14 protein-coding genes and 1 pseudogene are annotated in these 19,890 nt (G+C 54.6%); 8 read left to right on the top strand and 7 right to left on the bottom strand.

Annotated elements, in window-relative coordinates; all coding sequences use genetic code 11:
* Positions 1-457: 457 nt before the first annotated feature.
* Entirely contained in the window at positions 458-1,765 is a 1,308-nt protein-coding gene (locus tag ACR3EM_RS18870) for an AAA family ATPase (protein ID WP_480472178.1), read from the top strand.
* Positions 1,762-2,868 carry a ParB N-terminal domain-containing protein gene (locus tag ACR3EM_RS18865; protein ID WP_480472177.1) on the top strand — a complete coding sequence of 369 codons (1,107 nt, stop codon included), beginning with the start codon at positions 1,762-1,764 and terminating at the stop codon, positions 2,866-2,868. Before ACR3EM_RS18870 ends, ACR3EM_RS18865 begins: the two co-directional genes overlap by 4 nt.
* Positions 2,869-3,926: 1,058 nt before the next feature.
* Here ACR3EM_RS18865 and ACR3EM_RS18860 read toward each other — a convergent pair.
* Positions 3,927-4,802 (bottom strand): LysR substrate-binding domain-containing protein, encoded by an 876-nt coding sequence (locus ACR3EM_RS18860; protein WP_480472176.1) that lies wholly within the window; start codon positions 4,800-4,802, stop codon positions 3,927-3,929.
* Between the two features lie 121 nt (positions 4,803-4,923).
* Between ACR3EM_RS18860 and ACR3EM_RS18855 the strand changes: the two genes are divergently transcribed.
* Positions 4,924-5,673, top strand: a complete 750-nt coding sequence (locus tag ACR3EM_RS18855; RefSeq protein ID WP_480472175.1) for an SDR family oxidoreductase — start codon at positions 4,924-4,926, stop codon at positions 5,671-5,673.
* Between the two features lie 17 nt (positions 5,674-5,690).
* A complete protein-coding gene (locus tag ACR3EM_RS18850) occupies positions 5,691-6,080 on the top strand; it encodes an ectoine synthase (protein WP_480472174.1) in 390 nt (129 codons plus the stop codon).
* 303 nt (positions 6,081-6,383) lie between these two features.
* Here ACR3EM_RS18850 and ACR3EM_RS18845 read toward each other — a convergent pair whose 3' ends face one another.
* Positions 6,384-7,502 (bottom strand): permease, encoded by a 1,119-nt coding sequence (locus ACR3EM_RS18845; RefSeq protein WP_480472173.1) that lies wholly within the window; start codon positions 7,500-7,502, stop codon positions 6,384-6,386.
* Between ACR3EM_RS18845 and ACR3EM_RS18840 the strand changes: the two genes are divergently transcribed.
* A complete protein-coding gene (locus tag ACR3EM_RS18840) occupies positions 7,501-8,358 on the top strand; it encodes a LysR substrate-binding domain-containing protein (RefSeq protein ID WP_480472172.1) in 858 nt (285 codons plus the stop codon). The genes ACR3EM_RS18845 and ACR3EM_RS18840 overlap by 2 nt on opposite strands.
* A 264-nt stretch (positions 8,359-8,622) precedes the next feature.
* On the opposite strand, the gene ACR3EM_RS18835 is transcribed toward ACR3EM_RS18840, so the two are convergent.
* Together ACR3EM_RS18835 and ACR3EM_RS18830 are read right to left on the bottom strand one after the other, a co-directional pair.
* Positions 8,623-9,525: a glutaminase gene (locus tag ACR3EM_RS18835; RefSeq protein WP_480472171.1), complete on the bottom strand. Its 903-nt coding sequence runs from the start codon at positions 9,523-9,525 to the stop codon at positions 8,623-8,625.
* Positions 9,526-9,700: 175 nt separating this feature from the next.
* Entirely contained in the window at positions 9,701-11,128 is a 1,428-nt protein-coding gene (locus tag ACR3EM_RS18830) for an alanine/glycine:cation symporter family protein (RefSeq protein ID WP_480472170.1), read from the bottom strand.
* A gap of 237 nt (positions 11,129-11,365) precedes the next feature.
* Between ACR3EM_RS18830 and ACR3EM_RS18825 the strand changes: the two genes are divergently transcribed.
* Positions 11,366-12,178 (top strand): helix-turn-helix domain-containing protein, encoded by an 813-nt coding sequence (locus ACR3EM_RS18825; protein ID WP_480472169.1) that lies wholly within the window; start codon positions 11,366-11,368, stop codon positions 12,176-12,178.
* 72 nt (positions 12,179-12,250) lie between these two features.
* On the opposite strand, the pseudogene ACR3EM_RS18820 reads toward ACR3EM_RS18825, so the two are convergent.
* Positions 12,251-12,757: pseudogene (locus tag ACR3EM_RS18820) on the bottom strand (DUF2165 family protein).
* Between the two features lie 53 nt (positions 12,758-12,810).
* Complete coding sequence (locus tag ACR3EM_RS18815; protein WP_480472902.1) at positions 12,811-13,449, bottom strand: ABC transporter substrate-binding protein; 639 nt, start codon at positions 13,447-13,449, stop codon at positions 12,811-12,813.
* 204 nt (positions 13,450-13,653) lie between these two features.
* Here ACR3EM_RS18815 and ACR3EM_RS18810 point away from each other — a divergent pair, with 204 nt between their 5' ends.
* Entirely contained in the window at positions 13,654-14,034 is a 381-nt protein-coding gene (locus ACR3EM_RS18810) for a hypothetical protein (protein WP_480472168.1), read from the top strand.
* A 17-nt stretch (positions 14,035-14,051) separates the two neighbouring features.
* Positions 14,052-18,827 (top strand): glycosyltransferase, encoded by a 4,776-nt coding sequence (locus ACR3EM_RS18805; RefSeq protein ID WP_480472167.1) that lies wholly within the window; start codon positions 14,052-14,054, stop codon positions 18,825-18,827.
* On the opposite strand, the gene ACR3EM_RS18800 is transcribed toward ACR3EM_RS18805, so the two are convergent.
* Positions 18,816-19,871: an NAD-dependent epimerase/dehydratase family protein gene (locus tag ACR3EM_RS18800; protein WP_480472166.1), complete on the bottom strand. Its 1,056-nt coding sequence runs from the start codon at positions 19,869-19,871 to the stop codon at positions 18,816-18,818. The two genes, ACR3EM_RS18805 and ACR3EM_RS18800, sit on opposite strands and share 12 nt — an antisense overlap.
* Positions 19,872-19,890 lie beyond the last annotated feature (19 nt).

Below are 19,890 nucleotides of genomic sequence, written 5' to 3'. Positions count from 1 at the left end.
CCGCCTTTACATGCCTCAAACGGGTTTATCCGCCATGAATGCGCTGTTTCCCAACGCTTTTCGTGATTGTGGCCCGATTAGCGTCCAATAATCCGATTCTGTCAAGACTTGGTTACACTTGCGTTCGATGGATGCCCCAATCTGCTTTCAAAAAAGAAAAGAAATAGGTGAAGTTCTGGTGATGGGGGACACCTTGGTTGACCCCTTAACAGCCTATGATGTCCCCCCAAATGCAGAGGTTCGGCCAAATACGTCCCCCTAAATGTCGCCTGAATCCGGCGACGGAGTCCCATCTAACTGATGGCTACTAACCGAATCGGTTTCAGCGCTCATCAGTCTTATTTTCTTACCCATGGGTAAGTTCACAACTCCACAATAATTTCTTTTGCTAAAACCGCAAATCAAGCGTAAATAACGAAAGTGAGAAAAATAGCGTCCAACAAATGAGAATTGAGGCATGTACACGCACGAAGACCTAAACGCATTGCGTACGCAGTCCCTGAAGCTGCAGGGCTGGATTCGGCAGCAAACCTTCAGTCCCGAGATGGAGAAGACCTTACGCCGCTTCTCAAGCTGGGAGGTGTCCGAGCTGATCTTCAAAGTGAATCAGTCGACCTTCCGGGGAAAGCTGGCCGCTGATCCCTCCTTGCCTGGCGGTGAGGTAGAGCCTGATGGGCGTCAGCGCTGGTTCAGCCTGGAAGAAGTCAATGAGTTGCGGCGGAGGCTCAAGATCAATCGCAAGGCGCTAACGCCGCCGCGCCCAGCGGGTAAGCGCGCGATCCGCGCAGCCGTCGCGAACTTCAAGGGCGGCGCTGGTAAATCGACTGTTGCTCTGCACCTCGCGCATGCTGCGGCACTAGACGGTTATCGTGTGTTGGTGGTGGATTTTGACCCACAGGCTACGCTCAGCCATTCGATGGGGCTGACCGACGTTGCCGAAGACTATACGGTTTGGGGCATCATGGCCCGCGATCTGATCCGTGAGACGACACGGATGAACAACCGCCCTGCGGCTGCGGAGTCCGGAACCGCCCTGCCCCGCCGCGAATTGCCACCATCAATTACCGATATGGGCCTTGGTGATCTGCGGATATCGGACTTCATCAAGCAGACCTCGTGGTCGACCATTGACGCGATTCCCTCATGCGCAAACGCAGCCTTTGTTGAATTCGCGTCTGCTCAGTATCGCCATCTGAATCCAGAGTGGTCGTTCTTTGCCGCGGTGTCACGCTATCTGGATCAGATCCCGGACGACGCTTACGATCTGATCCTGTTCGATTGTCCACCCGCGATTGGCTATCAGTCGATGAACGCAGTGTTCGCCGCTGATATGCTCTATATCCCGTCCGGGCCCGGCTATTGGGAATACGATTCAACGACATCGTTCATCGGTCAGTTGGCTGAAGCGCTCGAAGATCTGGCCTATGGCTTCGACAAGACCTTACCCACGGGTAAGATCGGTTTACCCAAGACCTTCTGCGAACTGCGCTTCTTGCTGACTCGGTATGAGCCGGGCAATGCACTTCACACAGCAATGTACGACGCTTTCCGCAAAGTCTTTGGGGATCATCTTGCCGAACACCCGGTTGAAATGACGCGAGCCGTTGAACAATCGGGGCGCTTCCTGAGCTCGGTTTACGAGATGGATTATCGTGAGATGACGCGGGAAACCTGGCGTCGTGCACGGTCGACTTTTGACAACGTTTACGATGAATTCCGGGGCGTTATGTTGTCGGCCTGGGATAAGTTGGAGGATGACGCATGAGCCGCAAACGCAGAATGTTCGATATCGACATGCCAGCGATGGAAGATATCCCGGCCAGAAAAACACCTGACGGAGCGCTTGAAAAGCGCCGTGGACCAATGGCGGCGGCTATCTCCGAGAACGCAGATGCGTTGCGTGATCAACAGTCTACCGAAGACGCGATCCGTGTTGAGAATGACAGGCTCGCGCATGAACTGGTTCGACTCCGGAGTGAAGGATTGGTGACAGAGCAGGTCGCTCTGGCGGATGTGCTTACCGAACGTCTGACACGAGATCGCAAGCCTGGGCCTGATCCGGAACTGGATGAGTTAAAAGCATCAATTCAGGATATCGGCCTGTCGAACCCGATCCGTGTCGAGCGCCGTTCTGATGGGCGCTATGAGCTGGTACAGGGTATGCGACGGTTGTCGGCCTATCGCGCCTTGCTAGAGGAAACCGGCGATACAGGATATGCGACAATCCCCGCCGGAATTTCAGAGCCGGCGGATTTGAATGACAGCTATCGTCGGATGGTGGATGAAAACCTGATCCGAAAAGACATCTCATTTTCTGAGATGGGATCTTTGGCGCGTGCGTATGCAGATGATCCAACGAACGATTGCCCGGACGTAGACAAGGCCGTGTCTGCGTTGTTCAAGTCAGCAAGCTACACCAAACGCAGCTATATCCGTGCGTTCGCCAGTTTGCTTGCGATGCTCGAGGAGACGCTGATGCATCCGAATGACATTCCGCGGAATGTCGGGGTGGAGTTAAAGCGGAAGCTGGATACTGATCCCGGGTTGATCCATCAGGTCAATACAGCGCTGATGAACGAGCCAGAAAGAGATGGCACTCGAGAGGTCGCCATATTGCGTGGTTTCTTGGCTCAGGAGAATGAAGTCGCAGCGAAACCTCCGGCTGAATCAGTGAGCAAGCCGCGCCGAGCGAAAACCACGTTTCAGGTTACGGGCAGGGCAGGGATCGCCAAATGCTCCGCTTCAAGTGGTCGGTTGGAACTACGCTACAATCTGGATTTCACGCGCGTTGATCGCGCGAAACTGGAACGAGCCGTGAGCGTATTGATTGATGATCTGCGTGAAGAGGATGATCTTACCCATGGGTAAGGCGCAGAGTAGGGTGCTCATTGCGATTGTGTCTAACTATGTCTTTTGGTTCCAATGATCCGTAATGTGGTTGTTTTTATGGTGGGGTGTTCGGCGCTGAAAGAAGTGTGGCACCCGACCTTGGATTAAGTTTCGGAGTTTAGTCACAGGAACGCGTCCTATCGCCTAACAGGTGAAGTTCGAGCGGGTTCAAAGGTGATTGCGGGCCGTTTGGATGCTACCATCGGCAATAGAGGAACTACGTGGTTGTGTCGGTTCTGTATGTAGAAGGGTTTAGAAATCAGTGTAGATAGGGAATCGTATAAGTCAGCATTCGAGTTGCCAAGATTGGCTACATTGACTTGGTTACAGCAATGTGAAGGCAGTGCGCAAAAACCTATTATAATGAGCATTAATGATGTTGCTGCCCGATTCCACCGAGTATTCTCGGGCTCTGTTAGGTTCTGTTGTAAACTGGACGTGTCACGAACCTTTTGGGGGCTGGGTTGACGATCATGCATGTTCCGGCATTTGTTCGCAGCGAGGGTGTTGTCACATTAACTTCCTGCCCAACTCTTCCGGTGAGAGCCGATGTACCAGCTCTGCCAGCCGTTGCTCTGCTTCCAGATCGATATCGGAGCAAGGTTCGACAAACTGCCGAGGTTGACGGCCAGGCTTGGTGCCTTGGCGGCTTGGTCCGGTTGCTGGCTGTGGGATCTTCTTGCGTTGTGAGGGATCCAGGTTTCATACGAAAACCGCAACTTAGAATGACGGAACCGGCTGCTTTAGTTTATTACAACTACCAAGATGACTTAGTGCGTTCAGAACTTTTCAACAGTGCCCCGAATAGCAATCGCCATTCTCAGAAACGAATGCTGTCAGTCCCAGGTCGTTCAACGTTGGAGATACCGACCCCATCCAACTCAAGATTAAGAAAAAATTTGAGAAACGAACGTCACCAGCCTGAACCTGCCATTCGTCACGACGGTTTGATGCTGCGATACGGCCCGTGGTGCCGGGCGCTCGCCACAAGGTCAAACCAAGACGCAGAGCTAAGTTGCACAGCGCGAACCCGAATCTCAAATCGACATAAGCCACTTCTTGAAAATTCTCACACATTCCCGCTCCTGATCGCCCGGGCGGCAGACGAAGTAGAGCCCACGATCCAGCGGAACACGGCTATCATCAAGACGGATCAGTCGACCAAGTTTCAAGTCTCTCTCTGCCAAGAGATGTCTTGCCAAGGCCACGCCTTGTCCGTCAATCGCCGCCTCCAACAGAACGGCACTGTCGACGTATTTGATACTTTGCGAGTTGATCTGATCTGCGTTCAGCCCGACTTGCACAGCCCAGGTTTCCCATCCAACGTTGAAAGCATCGTGCAATAGTGGGAGAGCAGCCACGTCTTCGGCACGCATTGGTAGCTTTGCTTGGTCAACAAGGGACGGCGCCGCCACGACAATCAGTTCCTCATGTCTTAACTGCTCATGATACAACCCATCCCAGCCGGGTTCTCCGAACCGCAGAGCTACATCGACCTCGGATGTGTCAAAATCTGCATAGGCATCATTTGTGTCCAGCAACAGTGCGATACCCGGATGCTCTTGCTGAAACGAGCTCAGTAACGGAACAAGCCAATTGAGCGCCAGCGATGTGGACAGGGACACTGTAATCGACTGGCGGTGATGTAATCGCTTCACCTCCGTCACGCCCAATTGCAATGCAGAAAACGCGCTGCGTGTCGATTGATGCAGGCGCTCCCCGGCGGTGGTCAGTTCAACGCCATTGGGGCGGCGGTGAAAGAGCGTCACGCCAAGATGCAGTTCCAGCAACTTGATTTGCCGGCTGATCGCCCCGTGGGTAACGTTCAGAACATCCGCTGCCTTAGTCAGGCTGGAATGGGTTGCGGTTTCGTCAAAGGCCTGAAGCGCCCTAAGATGTCTGAGGTTTTCCATCATGTGAGAAAATCTAACAGCAGTGTTCTAAAAACTCGATAGGCACCCTGAAGTTTGAGAAGTTATACTGATCTCAACCTAGTAAATCTCACACCCAATGCGCCCAGAGGGAGTAAACACTATGCCCGAAGTCAAAGTTGCGCTGATGACAGGTACAGGACAAGGCATTGGCCGGGGCTGCGCCATTGAAATGGCAAAGGCTGGCTACAAAGTCTCGCTGATGTCCCCCTCCAACCGTTCTGTCGAACTGGCGGAAGAACTTGGAGGTATAGGTCGCCGCGGCTCTGTTTTGGATGTCGATGATTTGCAAGCGATGATCGATAGCACCATGAGCAGGTATGGCCGGATTGATGCAATTGTCAGCAACATGGGCCACGGCGGAACTGTGCCAGAAGCCATCAAAACCGTCGGCTTCGATCCTGATTTCGATGGGCCGCTATTGGAGCTCAGTGACGCGTTATGGCACGAAAGCCTGGATATGTATGTGCTGAATGTCGTGAAGATTGCCCGTATCGTCACGCCCATTCTGATTGAACAAGGCGGGGGTGCTTTCGTAAACATCTCGTCCATGAATGCGGTTGAGCCACGCGCGCCCTATCCCATGAGTATGTTGCGCGGCGCTTTGCACAGTTTCTCGAAGCTTTACGGGGATCGGTATGCGCGGCACAACATTCGCATGAACAACCTGTTGCCTGGTTTTTGCGAGAACGTGAACCTGTCTGAGGAGGCCCGCAGGTCCATCCCGGCGCAGCGGCCCGCGACGTTCGAAGAAATTGGACAAGCCTGCGTGTTTCTTGCCAGCGATGGAGCTCGGTATATCAACGGTCAGAGTGTACTGTCCGACGGCGGGATGAACCGCGCAGTTCGTTAGAGAATAGGTGATGATAAATGATTGTTACGGCACTCACAGATATCCTTGGTACAGATCGAGACGTTTCCGGTCCGGGTTGGAATAGCAGAAGGTTACTGCTTGCCTCGGATGGGATGGGGTTCTCGCTGACGGATACGATCATCAAAAAAGGTATCGTGCTTGAGCTTGAGTACACCCATCATCTAGAGGCGTGTTACTGTATCGAGGGCCTAGGGCAGATCAGAGCGTCTTGCGATGAAACCTGGCATTCCCTTGAACCATTCGCCCTCTATGCTTTGGATCAAAATGACCGGCACTTAGTGCAAGCGACAGACGCTGATCTGCGACTTGTCTGCGTATTTAATCCACCGCTTAGCGGTCGCGAAGTTCACCGCGAAGACGGAAGCTATGCACCGACGGAATCCTAATGCGCGTAGCTCTGTCTGAGCACTCCCATCCATACAACATGCCGCATCGACCAAGATGGTCTTAGGGTGCAGTGCTGCAGTGGAGAGGCGCAGGCGCCTTACGCCCGGCGCTCCACTCCGGTTATTCACTGCGTCAAGCCAAGCCTCGATGCAGCTTAACCGAACCGGCCATTCGTTGCTCCCTCGATGTCGACGCGTTGCCCGAAGTCGGCGGTGTGCCATGATCTACCTTTCGTGGTGCCGACATCCAGATCTGGTCCAGAATGCTTAGCAACTTTTTTGGCGACAACGGATATCGCAATGCTAACCGAACATTCCAAAAACCCAACCTGCTGCCATTGAGCCACCTACCGCTAGGGAGAGGTAGAGCAAAAACGGTTTCAACTTCAGTACTGGAAAGATCGCCATTGCGCCCCAAATGCTGACGACGCCACCCGATACCAGAAACGCCATCGCTGCGCCGGGCGACATGCCATGATCCATAAGGGAGCGGGTCAGCGGCAAAGCGGCGTATCCATCCAGATAAGCAGGAGCACCAACAATGACCGCCAGCGGTATGGCCCACCATACGTCGCCACCCATGTAAGACGACAAAGCTTCAGGCTCCAACAGGCTTTGCAGAACAAACTCGGCCGCAAAGGCCGGGATTAAGCAAATCAGGACGAGACGCGCTATCGCGACGAACTCGGTCTTAAAGTGACGGCGATACTCCCGTGAACGCCAGACAGCCCATTCGATTTCATTCGCCTGGCAGACCGGCCCGAGGTTTCCGATAAGCGCGTTATCACGCAGCGCCGACTGGGCCCAAGATTGGCTGCGAAGCAGCGCGGTTACCCCTCCTCCTAACAAACCCAGTGCCATAGCGGCAAGCGTTTTGCCGATTGCGAAACTCATCCCCAAGGTAGCGATGGTTGTGGCCAGCATGGCTGGATCGGTGACAGGCGATGACAGCCAGAATGCCATGACAGGTGCCAGCGGAACACCGGCGGCCAACAATCCAGACATTAAGGGCAGAACCGTAACACCGCAGACAGGTGTCACCGCTCCGATCAAAGAGGCTGCAACGATTGTTTTGAGCAGGTTGCCGTTAAACACCTCGGCGATTTGGCCGCTGGCCCCGCTGGCGCTGACCCATGCCGCGATCAGAATTCCGGGAATGACAAGCGGCGAAACCTGAAGCAGGCTGATTGCCACAAACGAAAGCGTCTCCATGGCCTTGGCGGGAAAGGTAACAGAAATTCCCACCATGGAGACAAGCAGCACAGTTATCAGGATTTTCGTTTTTGAGATTCTGGGAGCGAGAGTGCTGTCGTTTGCCATGGCACGTCCTTTCAAAGGCTGCGCTACAAATAGCAACTTGAGTGAACTCGGAAAATCGAATAGTATTGAAGGCAGGTATAAGAGAATACGAAACCTTGTCATGCCGCATCTGGATAGCGATCTGCTGAGAACCTTCCTTGCTGTCAGGGATACCGGCAGCATTCTCGCGGGCGCGGAGAAAATCCATCGCACCCAGTCTGCCGCCAGTATGCAAATCCGAAAACTGGAGGAGCTTCTGGGTAACGACGTCTTTGTGCGTCACGGTCGAGGCGTGCGTCTGACCACCGTTGGAGAACGGCTTGAGCCAGTCGCCAGAAAAGTCGTAGGAGAGCTCAATGACATCTTTGCGGAGCTAACCGGAATAGAGCTGACCGGGGTGCTTCGAATTGGAATCCCCGACGACCATAGTTCTGAGTTGTTGTCTAAAATCATCGCGGACTTTGCCCGCGACAATCCTAAAGTGGAACTCAATGTACAGCGTTCATTGAGCACTGGCTATTCAGCTGCATTGGCTTCCGGGCAGTTGGATATCGCTGTTCACGAAGTCGCGGAATTAGGCCCCAATATGGAGCCCCTGAAAGATGAACACATTGTCTGGGCAAGATCGCGGGCCTATGCCATTCACGAAGCAGACCCATTGCCTGTTGCGTTGTTTGACCGTGATTGCTGGTGGCGGGACGTAGCGGTGAATGCACTGAATGAAGGCGGCCGCGACTATCGGGTTGTCTATTCCAGTGAAAGCGCTTCGGGCATTGCTGCAGCCGTTCGGGCGGGTGTGGCCATCGGTGTTCTGAACGCGGACATGTTGACATACGACATGGTTAAACTAACCGCCGAGAACGGGTTTCTGCCGCTGCCCGCATCCAAGCTTGTGATTGAGTATGGTCAGAAAAATGATCCTGAGATTTGCGGAGCGATGGCTGATGCAATTCGAGAAGCATTCGGAGCCGTAAGCTAACCAGCACTATACTGATGGCGAGCTAGTCGCGACATATCGTCGACTGCCCCGCTTCACGCAGGTGAAAACGACCCAAAGCGATCATTAGATACGGTGCTGTCATTCTGCGGTCGCAACCGCGATTGCCACCATTTGTTGGACGGGCAGAACCAGGGTGCCGCGCGGCGTCATGTGCTACGGACAATCTGTATCTGGGTATTATCTCGACAAGTCGAATTCAGTCTTCTCATTACTTTTAGACGGCTAAAACCATCTTGGAGCTACCTAAAAGACCGACCAATTTGTCGCTTGAGAGAGCATTGAAGCAGCGCGTGTTCCGGCATGCGAATTGCCATAAGTATTCAGCCCAGGAGACCACAATGCGATAGAAGCGATTTTTGGTGCGATAACAAGCAAACCACCACCAACACCGCTCTTTCCGGGCAGACCCACCCGGAAAGCGAAATCACCCGAACCGTTGTAGTGTCCGCAAGTCATCATCAGAGCGTTTACCCGGCGGGCATGATGTCGCGAAATAACGCGAGGAGCGCCATCCAACCCAGCAAGAATGCGGCCAGCCATTGCCAACTGTTTGGTCGTCATTTCGATCGCACATTGATGAAAATAAACCCCAAGCGTAAGTTCCGGTGAATTAAAGAGGTTCCCATGGGATTTGAGGTAATGCGCAAGCGCAATGTTTCTGGATCCGGTCGCCTGTTCGGACGCGGCTACCCTGCGATTGATATGAATTTCGTCTGATCCGGCCATTTGCCGAACAAGTCCAAGCATTTCTGAAAGTGCAATTTTAGGCTCTCGCTTGGATAGCAAAGCATCCGTGGTAACAATCGCGCCAGCGTTGATGAATGGATTGCGAGGTCGACCTTTCTCGATTTCCAATAGTACGACAGAATCGAAAGTGGCCCCCGATGGTTCTCTGCCAACCCTTTTCCATAGTTGGTCCCCCACTCGCCCAAGCGCTGCCACAAGCGTAAAGACCTTTGATACACTCTGTATGGAAAATGGTGTGTCAGCCGAGCCCGCGCTAAACACATGCCCATCGTTCAGGCATACGCTTATCGCGAACTGCTTTGGGTCAATTTCAGCAAGTTCGGGAATGTACTGAGCCGTTCGCCCCCAGTCATCCTGTTTGAATATTTCAGCCGCAATGTTCTGCAACACATCGTTCATTAGGATCCCCTCACGCGTTGGCCGCATGTCGGGCCTGATTTCATGTGCAATTCGGACCGGAAATTTCTGTTTCCTCTAATACAACAAAGAACCTCGCCAAAACTGGCGAGGTTCAAGTTAGTTAGAGCTCGAGCATTGAAGACGAACATAAATCCGTCACGCTCCTTTGTGGAAATCAGTCTTTCACTTTCCCGGTCCATGCCGTGCGATCGATGTCCAGATCAGGAAAATCGTCTGGGTTCAGAACTGGGCGTTCCACACCTGCTGCAAGCTGCTTACGGAAGTCTTGCAAGATGCGGAGGCATGTCGGCAGCAGCATCATGATCACGACAAGGTTGACCAGGGCTAGCAGGCCCATTGCGGGGTCAGAGAATGCGAACACCGATGTCGCACCCGGCGCTGTCGCCCCAAGAAACACGATACCCATAATAGCAACGCGCAGAACGTTGATCGCCATGGGGTGTTTGGTAATCACGGTCAGCGCGTTTTCACCCAGATAGTAGTTGTAGATGATCGAACTGAACGCGAACAGCAGGATGATGAACGTCAGGAAATACTGGGTCCACTCGCCCAGATGGCTTACCAACGACTGCTGCGTCAGGACCACCCCATCGATATCTGCACCGGGCTGATAGACGTCGCTCAGCAACACGACCAAAGCGGTGCATGTGCAGATGACAATCGTGTCGATGAAGACCGAGAACGACTGGGTGATACCCTGGCTGATCGGGTGACGTACATCCGCTGTTGCGGCCACGTTCGGAGCCGAACCCAAGCCGGCTTCGTTCGAAAACAGACCACGTCGCAGACCGTTCGCAATGGCCGCGCCCATGCCGCCACCGACTGCTTCTTCCCAACCGAAGGCGTTCGCAATAATCGAGACGAACACACCCGGTACGTCAGCGATGTTGATCAGGATGATCACAAAGGCCATCAGCAGATAAGCCATTGCCATGATAGGAATAACCACATCCGCTACTTTGGCAATCCGATGAATGCCGCCAAAAACCACGAAGCCGGCAATCACTGTGAGCACTGCACCGGTGACAAAACGGCTAAGGCCAAGGCTTTCTTCTGCAGCGCCTGCAACCGTGTTGCCTTGGAATGCGTTGAAACCGATGGCAAAGGACGCGATCAGGCAGATCGCATAAACAATGGCCAGCCAACGGTACTGCTGACCAAGCCCGTGTATGATGGAACGTGCGGGTCCGCCGCGGAAATCTCCATTTTCCTGACGACGCTTATAAAGCTGCGCCAGCGAGCATTCGACCAAGCTGGTAGCCATACCGACAATCGCGATCGCCCACATCCAGAACACCGCGCCCGGGCCACCAAGCGTAATGGCAACCGCAACCCCGGCGATGTTCCCGCCACCAACGCGACCGCCGACCGACACCAATAGCGCCTGCCTAGCCGAGATGGCATTAGGATCAGCGCTTTGGTTGTTTGAAGACAGCACACGGAACATGCGCTTGAAAAACTGAAACTGAACGAAACCGGTCAGTAGAGTGATGAAGACGCCGAAGATGACAAGAATTGGTACAAGCGACCAACCCCATGTCAGGTCATTGATGGCGCCGAACAGGCCGTCGAAAATTCCCATGTTTCCTATGTTTCCCTGTTAGTGATGACCATGCGCCGTGGGCAATGGTCTGATCGCCGCACCGCATCAAGTCTGGTAGCACCGGGCCCGCGTTCGACTCAATTTGGTGAGGTGATGCAACCAGTTGCAAAAAGGTCTTGCATGAGCGCCAGATAGCGCCACATTATTGTCCGGTGTTGATCAAAATATCTGACGTTTTCGGATTCGGTGGTCCGAAAAGAAGGGAGCAGGCCAAATATGACGGATGATTTCCAACGGAACCTGAGGTTGCTGACGAACCATTTCAAGTCTGTGGCCGAGGTTTGTCGTCAGCTGAAGATCAACCGGTCGCAGTTCAACAAATACCTCAATGGTGCCTCTCGGCCATCGCAACATGCCCTTGCGAAGATCTGCGATTTTTTTGGTGTCGAAGAAGGCGAGATATTACTTCCGCATGATAATTTTGCGGAACTGGTTCGACTTCGGCGTGACGCCAACGTTGGCCCATTGGCCTATTCTGCCTATCTGGAACAATTGGCCAGGCGCTCTCGCAATGATCTGTCCCGGTATGATGGTTTCTACCACGAATATTCCTATGCCATGACATATCCGGGATTGATCTTGCGGACTCTGGTACGACTGTCGACAGAAGGAGGTGTCACGCGTTACTCGCGCATCGAAAACATGGCGATCAAGGGCCGGGACAAGGCCCGCATGCATGGTCGCTATAACGGGCTGGCTTTCTACCTGAACGACCGCATCTTTCAGGTCGATTTCGATGCGATCACTGGCGAAGAAATCAGTCAGACAATTCTTTATCCTAATTTCAAGAACCGTCACAATCGGCTTCCCGGACTGAAGCTCGGAGTCTCGACCAGCAGTTCCAGAGAACCGCTTTGCGCGCGCGTTCTCTATTGCTTCCTCGGAAAAGAAACCAACATTAAGGACGCTCTTAAGGCGTGTGCAGTTTTTGAACCTGACGATCCGGAAATTGATCGATCAATAGAGATGATGGTAAGAAACACAATGAACATCGACGATTCACACTTTCGTGTAATGAGCGACTTGTAGGATCGGTCAAAACGATGTTGCTGAATAACTAGTGCGGTGCGAATCCACATCATAGTGTTCCATGTCCTAACGTCAGGCAAAATAGATGGCCAGTGCGATCAGTCCAACGCTATTGGCAAGGCCCCAAAGCAACATTTGGAGATGAGTATTCTGACCTCCTTCATGCCCGAACCAGTGGCAGAAGTAATTCCCTGCGATAAGAAATCCGGCCCAGGTGGTACAAAACAGCAATGCGCCAATCAGGCCCAGCGACAACCCCACTGAAATGATGACAATGCCTAAGGCTGCGCCCGCCAGTGCTCCAACACCAAGCCAAAGCCCGGCGACGGTCAGCAACTCCAAGCCGACAATGAACGAGAACAACCGGCGTCGGATCTTTCAGTTGGTGAGGTGCCAGTAAGCAACATGTACGTAGGCTTCTGGATATTCCTCACGCATACGTTCCATATCCATAACCTGCGCTGTATAGGTTTCGTTTAAGAACGGGTGAAACACATTCTCAAACTCATCTATCGTTAGCCAGGCCGCCATGAATGCCAAGTTGACGCACCCGGTAACAAGTAAAACAGTATCCAGCATCTCTTATCCGTGGATTTCGCCCGCCCGGGACCGGCCCGGACAAGCAGCTAAGTTCAGGATTCCCAGTACATGTATTGTGGGTAAATTTCATTGGAGATATGCACTGCAGCTCCTTTTAGATTGCTGTTGCGGTGATTATGTAGCGACCACCAGTAGGGCTGAATGATGACGCCCTCGTCGACCGTGATCTGTTCCAGCTTGGCCATGATCTCGCACCGGGCGTCCGGGTTTGGCGTCGCCAAAGCTTGATCGACCATCGCGTCGAACTCGGTATTCTCGAAACCGGTCTCGCTCCAGCTTGCTCCGCTTTTGTAGGCAAGCGCGAAAGTCTGGATGCCAAGCGGACGGTGGTTCCAGTTGGTGACCGAGAAGGGGTAACTCGCCCATTCGTTCCAGAAGGTCGAAGACGGGTAGACCGTGCGTTTCACGTTTATGCCCGCATCGCGCAGCTGGCCGGCGATCGCATCACCCGTGGCCTTCCAGAATGCGCTGTCGAGCGTAACGAGGTCGAATTCGTAATCGCTCATCCCGGCCTCTTCCAACAGGGCCAGGGCAGCTCCGGCATCGCGCTTCGGAGCACTGATGTCGGCATATTCAGGATGTTTGGGCGAGACGTGATGGTTTTCTGCGACGCTGCCGAGGTTGTTATAGGCGAGCTCCAGAACTGTGGCGTCGTTGACCGCCTGTGCCAGCGCGCGGCGTAGAACAGAACCGTGCTATCCTTCCCTCTGCCGGATCAGATCCCTACCTGGCATTGATCGCAAAGCGATGAGCGGTCCAATTGCAAAAGGTTGACTGGGAACTCGCGCAAAGGTCATACTCATATTATTTCATATGTACGAGGTGGACCGATGGCAAAACCATCCAGACCACGGAATTTGAGGAAGAAGATTTTGATGGGCGTGGCTGTATCGGCCATTCCGTTGGCTGGGTGCGATCTTATCGATGCAATTGAGTCTTCATCGGGTGGTCCAACCCCTAGCATAACCGCATCTCCGGACGAGATTGCAGCATTTGAAGCAGCGAAATCTCAGGGTACCGTGGCATCGGTCGAACAGTTTCTGCGCGGTTATCCTGACAGCATGCTGGTGCGAAAACTGCTGCAAGATCAATCGCCAGCTACCCTTAGCCGGATTAGCGACGCTGTTGTTCAGGGTTTAAGCCCTGCGGTTGTAAGCTCGCTTTCACCCGGCGTAAAACAAGCTCTTGGGATACAGGTGGATCGCGGTGATGGCGGCGATGGGCGTGAAGGCGCGTCTGACGGCTATAGCGGATAGCTCCCGAATATCAGCGCGTGAAACCTGATACCTCTTCCATTGAAAGCAGCAATTTGCTCTCGGTTTCCGTAATCGTAACCAACTACAATTACGGACACTATCTTCAGGCGTGCCTGGACAGTTTGTATGCTCAGACCTGCGTGCCGGACGAGATCATTGTGGTAAATGATGGCTCAACCGATGGCAGCTCCGAAATATTGGCGCTCCAGCAGGGGATCACCGTGATTGATCAACCCAATGGCGGGCAGGCAGCGGCGTTCAATGCTGGTTTTGCCGCCAGCCACGGTAAGATCGTGATGTTCGTTGACGCAGATGACAAGCTTGAACCGCAGGCCATCGAGGTTGTGCGCCGGTTGTGGAGCGACGAAATATCGGCTTTGTCCTTTGGGCTTTGCATGATCGACGGTCAGGGGCGAGGGATCGGGCAATATGCAATGGACTTGCCTGACGACGATCTTCTGGGCCGGATGCTCAGCCAACTGACGATTCCGTTCATGCCCACCAGCGGAAATGCCTTTCGCCGTGACGTTGTTGCTTGGGCCTTTCCTCTGCCCACGGAACGCTGGCGCATAAGTGCAGATGCGCTGCTTATTCGGGTGGCGGTCCTGGCGGCCCCGATCCGGCAAATCCGGCAGACGCTGGGGGCATATCGTGTTCATGGGCAGAACAACTATTTCCGCAGTGGCGTCACAGGCCCGTGGCGGGCCAACCGCGGTTTGCGTGACATTGCGCAGGCTGGCTTGGACCTTATCGCGTTGTCTGATCGCGCAGGGCGTGATTTGTCGCGTTCCGATCGCACGAAATTGCTGTTTGCGGCGTCGCGATGTCAGATGAAGGCCGAAAACCTCGTGTTTGACACGGGATCTCTGGCTGCATTTAGGAAACGAGCATTGTCGCTTGCTCAAGGCGGGCGAGTAACCTCTAGCCTGTGGCTTTATCTCACCTGCGCCCGTTTCAGCCGAACCATCAGGAAATGGAGTGTTGATCCCCGGTATCAACGACGTTTCTTGCGCACTGCACTCGATATTCTACGAGGCCGCAGATTGACCCGCGATCTTGCCGCGCCTGGAGCCACTCGCACACCTTTTGAGGCCCGTCTGTCGCCGGAATCTGAACCGCCCCAGGATCCCATGGAGTGGCTGACAGGTCCGGAGTGGTCCCGTGATCACAGCACGGGTGGTGCTGACCTGAGTGCCGGGAGAGGGCGGTTCAGCTTTGCGCGGGTCTGGTCCGGACCCGCCAAGCTTAGCTTGGATGTTGTTCCGCGTTCAGATCTACCCGTTGAGATCGCAGTCTTTCACAATGGATTGCCAGTGGGATCTGAAGAAGTCATATCGAAGAAAACTATAACAGTCGTGCTGCCCGAAGCAGCAAGGTTGCCTCCCCCCCCGGATGATATTGAGCTACGGATTACGGATCAGTTTCCCGGGCGATTTGGCGTGTTTTCCAGGATTTGGCGCAAAGCCCATCGCCTGCAAATCCAGCGCATCGGGTTGGAGCCGGAGCCAGCTGAACCAGCTTCAGCTGTCGTGCCGGTGGCTGGCAGTGCTCTGATGTCGGGTTTTGGGGATGTGGTGCAGACGAAAAATGGTCACGTGTTGTCGGGCGAGCGGTTGATTGGTTCTGGCGAGGCACTGTCACTGGCTGTGCCGCCCCTAAAGCCGCCCTTTTGCCTGCAGTTGAGTTTTTCACCGGATCAAGTGCCAGGGTCTTTGACAATTGGAATACGTGACGCGGTATACCACGCTGAAATCGGTCCTTCGGGACAGTGCTTGATCGAAATTCCACATATGATGGACGTTTTTGACAGCCCGGCCGTGCTGAGATTTGACCTGCAACCACAGGAATTCCTGGATGACCCGGTCATCGAAATTCAAAGCATGTCTTGGCTACCCGAGGGTCCGGTTGGGCGGTATGAGTTGCCTGCACTGGTTCCGGGTGGCTGGGCTGGTCCGGGCACAGGGAGGGCCTTGTCGTCGTTCCTGTCCGATGGCTGGATGCATGATCCGGACGGCACCGCGATGATGTTTGGAAGCACCGCACAGATTGTGGTGTCGCAGGCGGCTGTTCGCACCGGTTCCGTTCTGCGCCTTGATCTGGAGCCTTTGGACCCAATCGCGCTGCGGGATCGGCTGGTGCTGGTGATCAATGTGGGCGGCACTGCCCGAGCAACGGTACAGCTAACCGGGGCGGGAATTGTCGAAGTCGATCTTGACGGCGTTCTGGCGGGCCCCCGGCATCGGATAGAAATCGATATCTACGCCGCTACTCGCCCACAGGATAACCAAGATGACGGGCTTGTCGGAAACCACGGTGGTCTGCGGCTGAACCGGATTGGAGTTGCTGCCGACAACGGGCAAGAACAAGCGCTGGCTCAGCCCGTCCCGGCTTTGCCGGATATGCAGGTCGCGCGCATTCTGAAACAGCTGCGGCAAGCGTTGCGGCAAGGGGCCGATTATTCAAAACTCGAAGCATTCAGAGACGAGCTGACCGCCGCTATTTCTGCGCTTAGCCCCTCAGCCGCATTTGGTGGGCTGGCAGCGAATGACTTGGATATGCTGACGCAATTGTCGGCAAAACTTCCAAGCTGCAAACAAAAGTTTGAACCGCTGGATCGGGCTGATTGGTTGCGTGATCTGGCGCTTCGAATGCTGCAGGGTCCCGGATATATAACTCTGCAGGGAACAGAGCTGACCGCCTTGCCCGAGCTGACGCCGGATTTCGCCCGGATACTTGGGGCTTACCTCGTTGCCGATCCAGTTGCTGGCACCAAGAAATCTGAATTACAGGCCTATCAGGATCACTTGGTTTCGATACTGTCTCAGGCGCGCGAAGTTATCGCCAATAGCCCGGAAAACAGCCCCCTTGGTCTTTTGGCGGGGCAGGTGGTTACATCCTTCCGCGCCCGGCAGTTGCTGTTCAGTGATCTGCCGCTGCGACCGCATGTTCAAGCTTTTGCACAGGCGCTTGAGGCCAAGCTGCTGAGGGCCGGGTTCGATTTGTTCGCGCCGCAAACCCGTGCGCGCGGGCCGCGTCGTGGCCCGTTCAGAATTGGGGTGGTCCTGCACAACACGAAACCTTCGCCTGAGACTTGGATATGGCGCGCATTGTTACGCAAGCTCTCTGCTGACCGGGTCGAAGTGACGCTGTTTTTGACAGAACAGAATGCGGCCCCCGACTCGGGCTTTGAAGGCTGTCGGGTGGTCGGCCTTGCCGGGTATTCCCTATCCGAGACGGTGGTCTCCATTCGCAGAGCTCAGGTGGATGTGATGCTGCTTGGTGCCAATTTTTATGGCCATTGCTTCATGGCCGAGCTTTGCGCGCATCGATTGGCGCCAAGGCAGATTGCATTGTCGGCGGTTTTCCCGGCGACTACCGGATTTGCCAGTGTTGACAGTTTTGTTCTTGGTAAATCCGTGGCCCCTTCATGCGCTTCCGATGACTATACTGAGACGATACATTGGGCCCCCGGCGCTGGGCAGGCGTTCGACATACCTCCGGCACCCAGGGTGAATGTGGATGCGATACAGGTGACTCGTAAGCGAGTCGGCATCGATGCTGGGGCGGTAATGCTTGTCAGTGGTGCAATGACGGACAAGATAGGCGCGGAAGTTCTACAAGTCTGGACCCGCGCGTTGGCAGCCGTTCCCGAGGCTGTGCTGGTGCTTTATCCTTTTGCCGCCAGCTGGCAGCAGACCTATGACGGATCGATTTTCAATGCCCGAGTGGCAGAGGCCTGTAAAACCGCCGATGTCGATCCGCGCCGGATCCGCATCCTCCCTCCGATCCCGAATGCAGAAGTCAAACAGGTGTTGGTTGCAGCGGATTTGTATCTGGACAGCTTCCCGTATTCCGGGGCAACGACCACGGTTGAAGCGTTGCAATGCGGTCTGCCCGTTGTTGCCTTGCAAGGTAAAACGCAGCGCGGACATCAAGCTGCAGGTTGGCTGGCAGAATTCGGGCTGGGTGATCTGATTGCCAATTCGCATCAGGCCTATGTGGATATTGTGGCTGATCTGGCTGGTGATCCCGCCCGCTTATCTGAGGTGCGAGCCCGGATTGCGGAAAGTCGGGAAACGGCGATGAAGCAGCACGAATTCGCGCGCTGGTTTGAGGACCTGCTGCTGCCCAAGTCCCAAGGCGGCCCGGAGCCGCGTTATCTGTTTCACCACATGCCAAAAACAGGCGGCACCAGTCTGAAGCGGATCTTCAGCAGTTGGTTCGAACTGGCCGAAGATTATCGCGCGCCCTGGGCCTATATCATGCCACCAGCCTTGGATCTGGATAGTTTGGGAGCGAAGACGATGCTATGTGGTCATTTTGCAGCCGATCGGGCCCGGTTGACGGAAAGATATCCGCAAACTGCCAACTCAGATCGCTGGCGCAAAATCACTTTTCTGCGTGACCCGCTGGAGCGTGCGATTTCAATTCACGCCTATGAAAAGAAACTGCGGCTCGACTATGATCAAACCTATCAACCCGTCCCGCTGGGAGAGTACCTGCGGAGCAACGAAGGGATCTTTCTGACGCATTTCGAGTGTGATGAAAGCAACTGGCGACAGGTGCTGGACAGTTATTGGTTTGTCGGCACGCTCGAACGGATACCTGCGTGTATGGACTATTTGGCAGCCAAGCTCGGCAAACCTGCACCGGATGTGCTGCCGCATGAAAACGCAAGCTTGCGAACCGAGGACGCGACAGAGGAAGACATCGCCGTATTTCGCGCGAACAACGCCATCGAATTCGAGATATATGACGCCGTGTCTGCGCGTCTGGACACGTTATTGCCCTAACATACGCGCGATCAGGTCCCGTGCTGAATAACGTGGTGCCCAGCCGGGGTAATCGGTTTGAAACGAGCGTGTATCCGAAATCCACCACTGATGATCACCATAGCGGGGTTCGGGGTTAATCCGGCGCGGCACTTCGCGGCCTAGCAGGTCCTGTGCGATATCCAGCGCCTCGATTACAGAAACCGAGCTGCCACGCCCGCCGCCCATGTTATAGACGCCCAAAAGTTTGTTGCCCTGCATGACGCGCACGAACGCCTCGGCCAGATCATCTGCATGTAAATTATCGCGCACCTGCTTGCCGCCATTGCCGATCACTTCATAACATTCGCCACGTAAGGCGGTCCGACAGAGGAAGGACAGAAACCCGTGCGCTTTGGAACCGCTGTGATCCTCGCCCGTCAGACATCCAGCCCGGAACACCGCAGCTCTCAGGTCAAAGCGGGTGGCATATTCCTGAACCATCAGATCTGCCGCAGTTTTTGATACTCCGAACAGGCTGTGCTGTGTCTGATCGATGGACATGGATTCATCGATACCATGTGCGTAAAACGGGTGGTCCGGCGAAGGTTCCAACCGGCTGTCATGTTCCTGCAATGGCAGCAGATTAGGACGGGTGCCGTAGACCTTATTCGTGGATGTAAAAAGAAATGCCGCGTCCGGAGCGAAAGTGCGGCACGCGTCAAGCAAGTTCAAAGTTGCAGTGGCATTGATGGCGAAATCGGTGAAAGGATCACGCGCCGCCCAATCATGCGAAGGCTGCGCGGCTGCGTGGACGACCACAGCCAGACCCCGACCGATCTTGCGAAACAAGGCTCTGATTGCCTCGTCGTCGCGAATATCCAGATTGTAGTGCTGGTAACCTGGGCAGCTGGCGGCAAGCGCTGCCTGTTTACCTGCATTGCTGGCGGCGTCCCCAAACAGCACCCGCCGCATATCATTGTCTATGCCGACAACGTCAAACCCCAACGCCGTAAATCTGCGCACAGCAGCAACCCCGACAAGTCCCAGTGATCCGGTCACAAGGGCCAGGCTGTTGGTGGTCACGGGCTGGGTCTCCGGCTGT

It is taken from the genome of Ruegeria sp. AH3 (assembly GCF_056536265.1).
Note: the sequence above shows the minus strand (reverse complement) of the source record. Positions and strands in the feature narration are given on the sequence as shown.

Excerpts from the sequence above, each read along its gene's own strand:
- ACR3EM_RS18870 (WP_480472178.1), top strand. The coding sequence starts at position 458 with ATGTACACGCACGAAGACCTAAACGCATTGCGTACGCAGTCCCTGAAG.
- ACR3EM_RS18865 (WP_480472177.1), top strand. The coding sequence starts at position 1,762 with ATGAGCCGCAAACGCAGAATGTTCGATATCGACATGCCAGCGATGGAA.
- ACR3EM_RS18860 (WP_480472176.1), bottom strand. The coding sequence starts at position 4,802 with ATGGAAAACCTCAGACATCTTAGGGCGCTTCAGGCCTTTGACGAAACC.
- ACR3EM_RS18855 (WP_480472175.1), top strand. The coding sequence starts at position 4,924 with ATGCCCGAAGTCAAAGTTGCGCTGATGACAGGTACAGGACAAGGCATT.
- ACR3EM_RS18850 (WP_480472174.1), top strand. The coding sequence starts at position 5,691 with ATGATTGTTACGGCACTCACAGATATCCTTGGTACAGATCGAGACGTT.
- ACR3EM_RS18840 (WP_480472172.1), top strand. The coding sequence starts at position 7,501 with ATGCCGCATCTGGATAGCGATCTGCTGAGAACCTTCCTTGCTGTCAGG.
- ACR3EM_RS18845 (WP_480472173.1), bottom strand. The coding sequence starts at position 7,502 with ATGACAAGGTTTCGTATTCTCTTATACCTGCCTTCAATACTATTCGAT.
- ACR3EM_RS18835 (WP_480472171.1), bottom strand. The coding sequence starts at position 9,525 with ATGAACGATGTGTTGCAGAACATTGCGGCTGAAATATTCAAACAGGAT.
- ACR3EM_RS18830 (WP_480472170.1), bottom strand. The coding sequence starts at position 11,128 with ATGGGAATTTTCGACGGCCTGTTCGGCGCCATCAATGACCTGACATGG.
- ACR3EM_RS18825 (WP_480472169.1), top strand. The coding sequence starts at position 11,366 with ATGACGGATGATTTCCAACGGAACCTGAGGTTGCTGACGAACCATTTC.
- ACR3EM_RS18810 (WP_480472168.1), top strand. The coding sequence starts at position 13,654 with ATGGGCGTGGCTGTATCGGCCATTCCGTTGGCTGGGTGCGATCTTATC.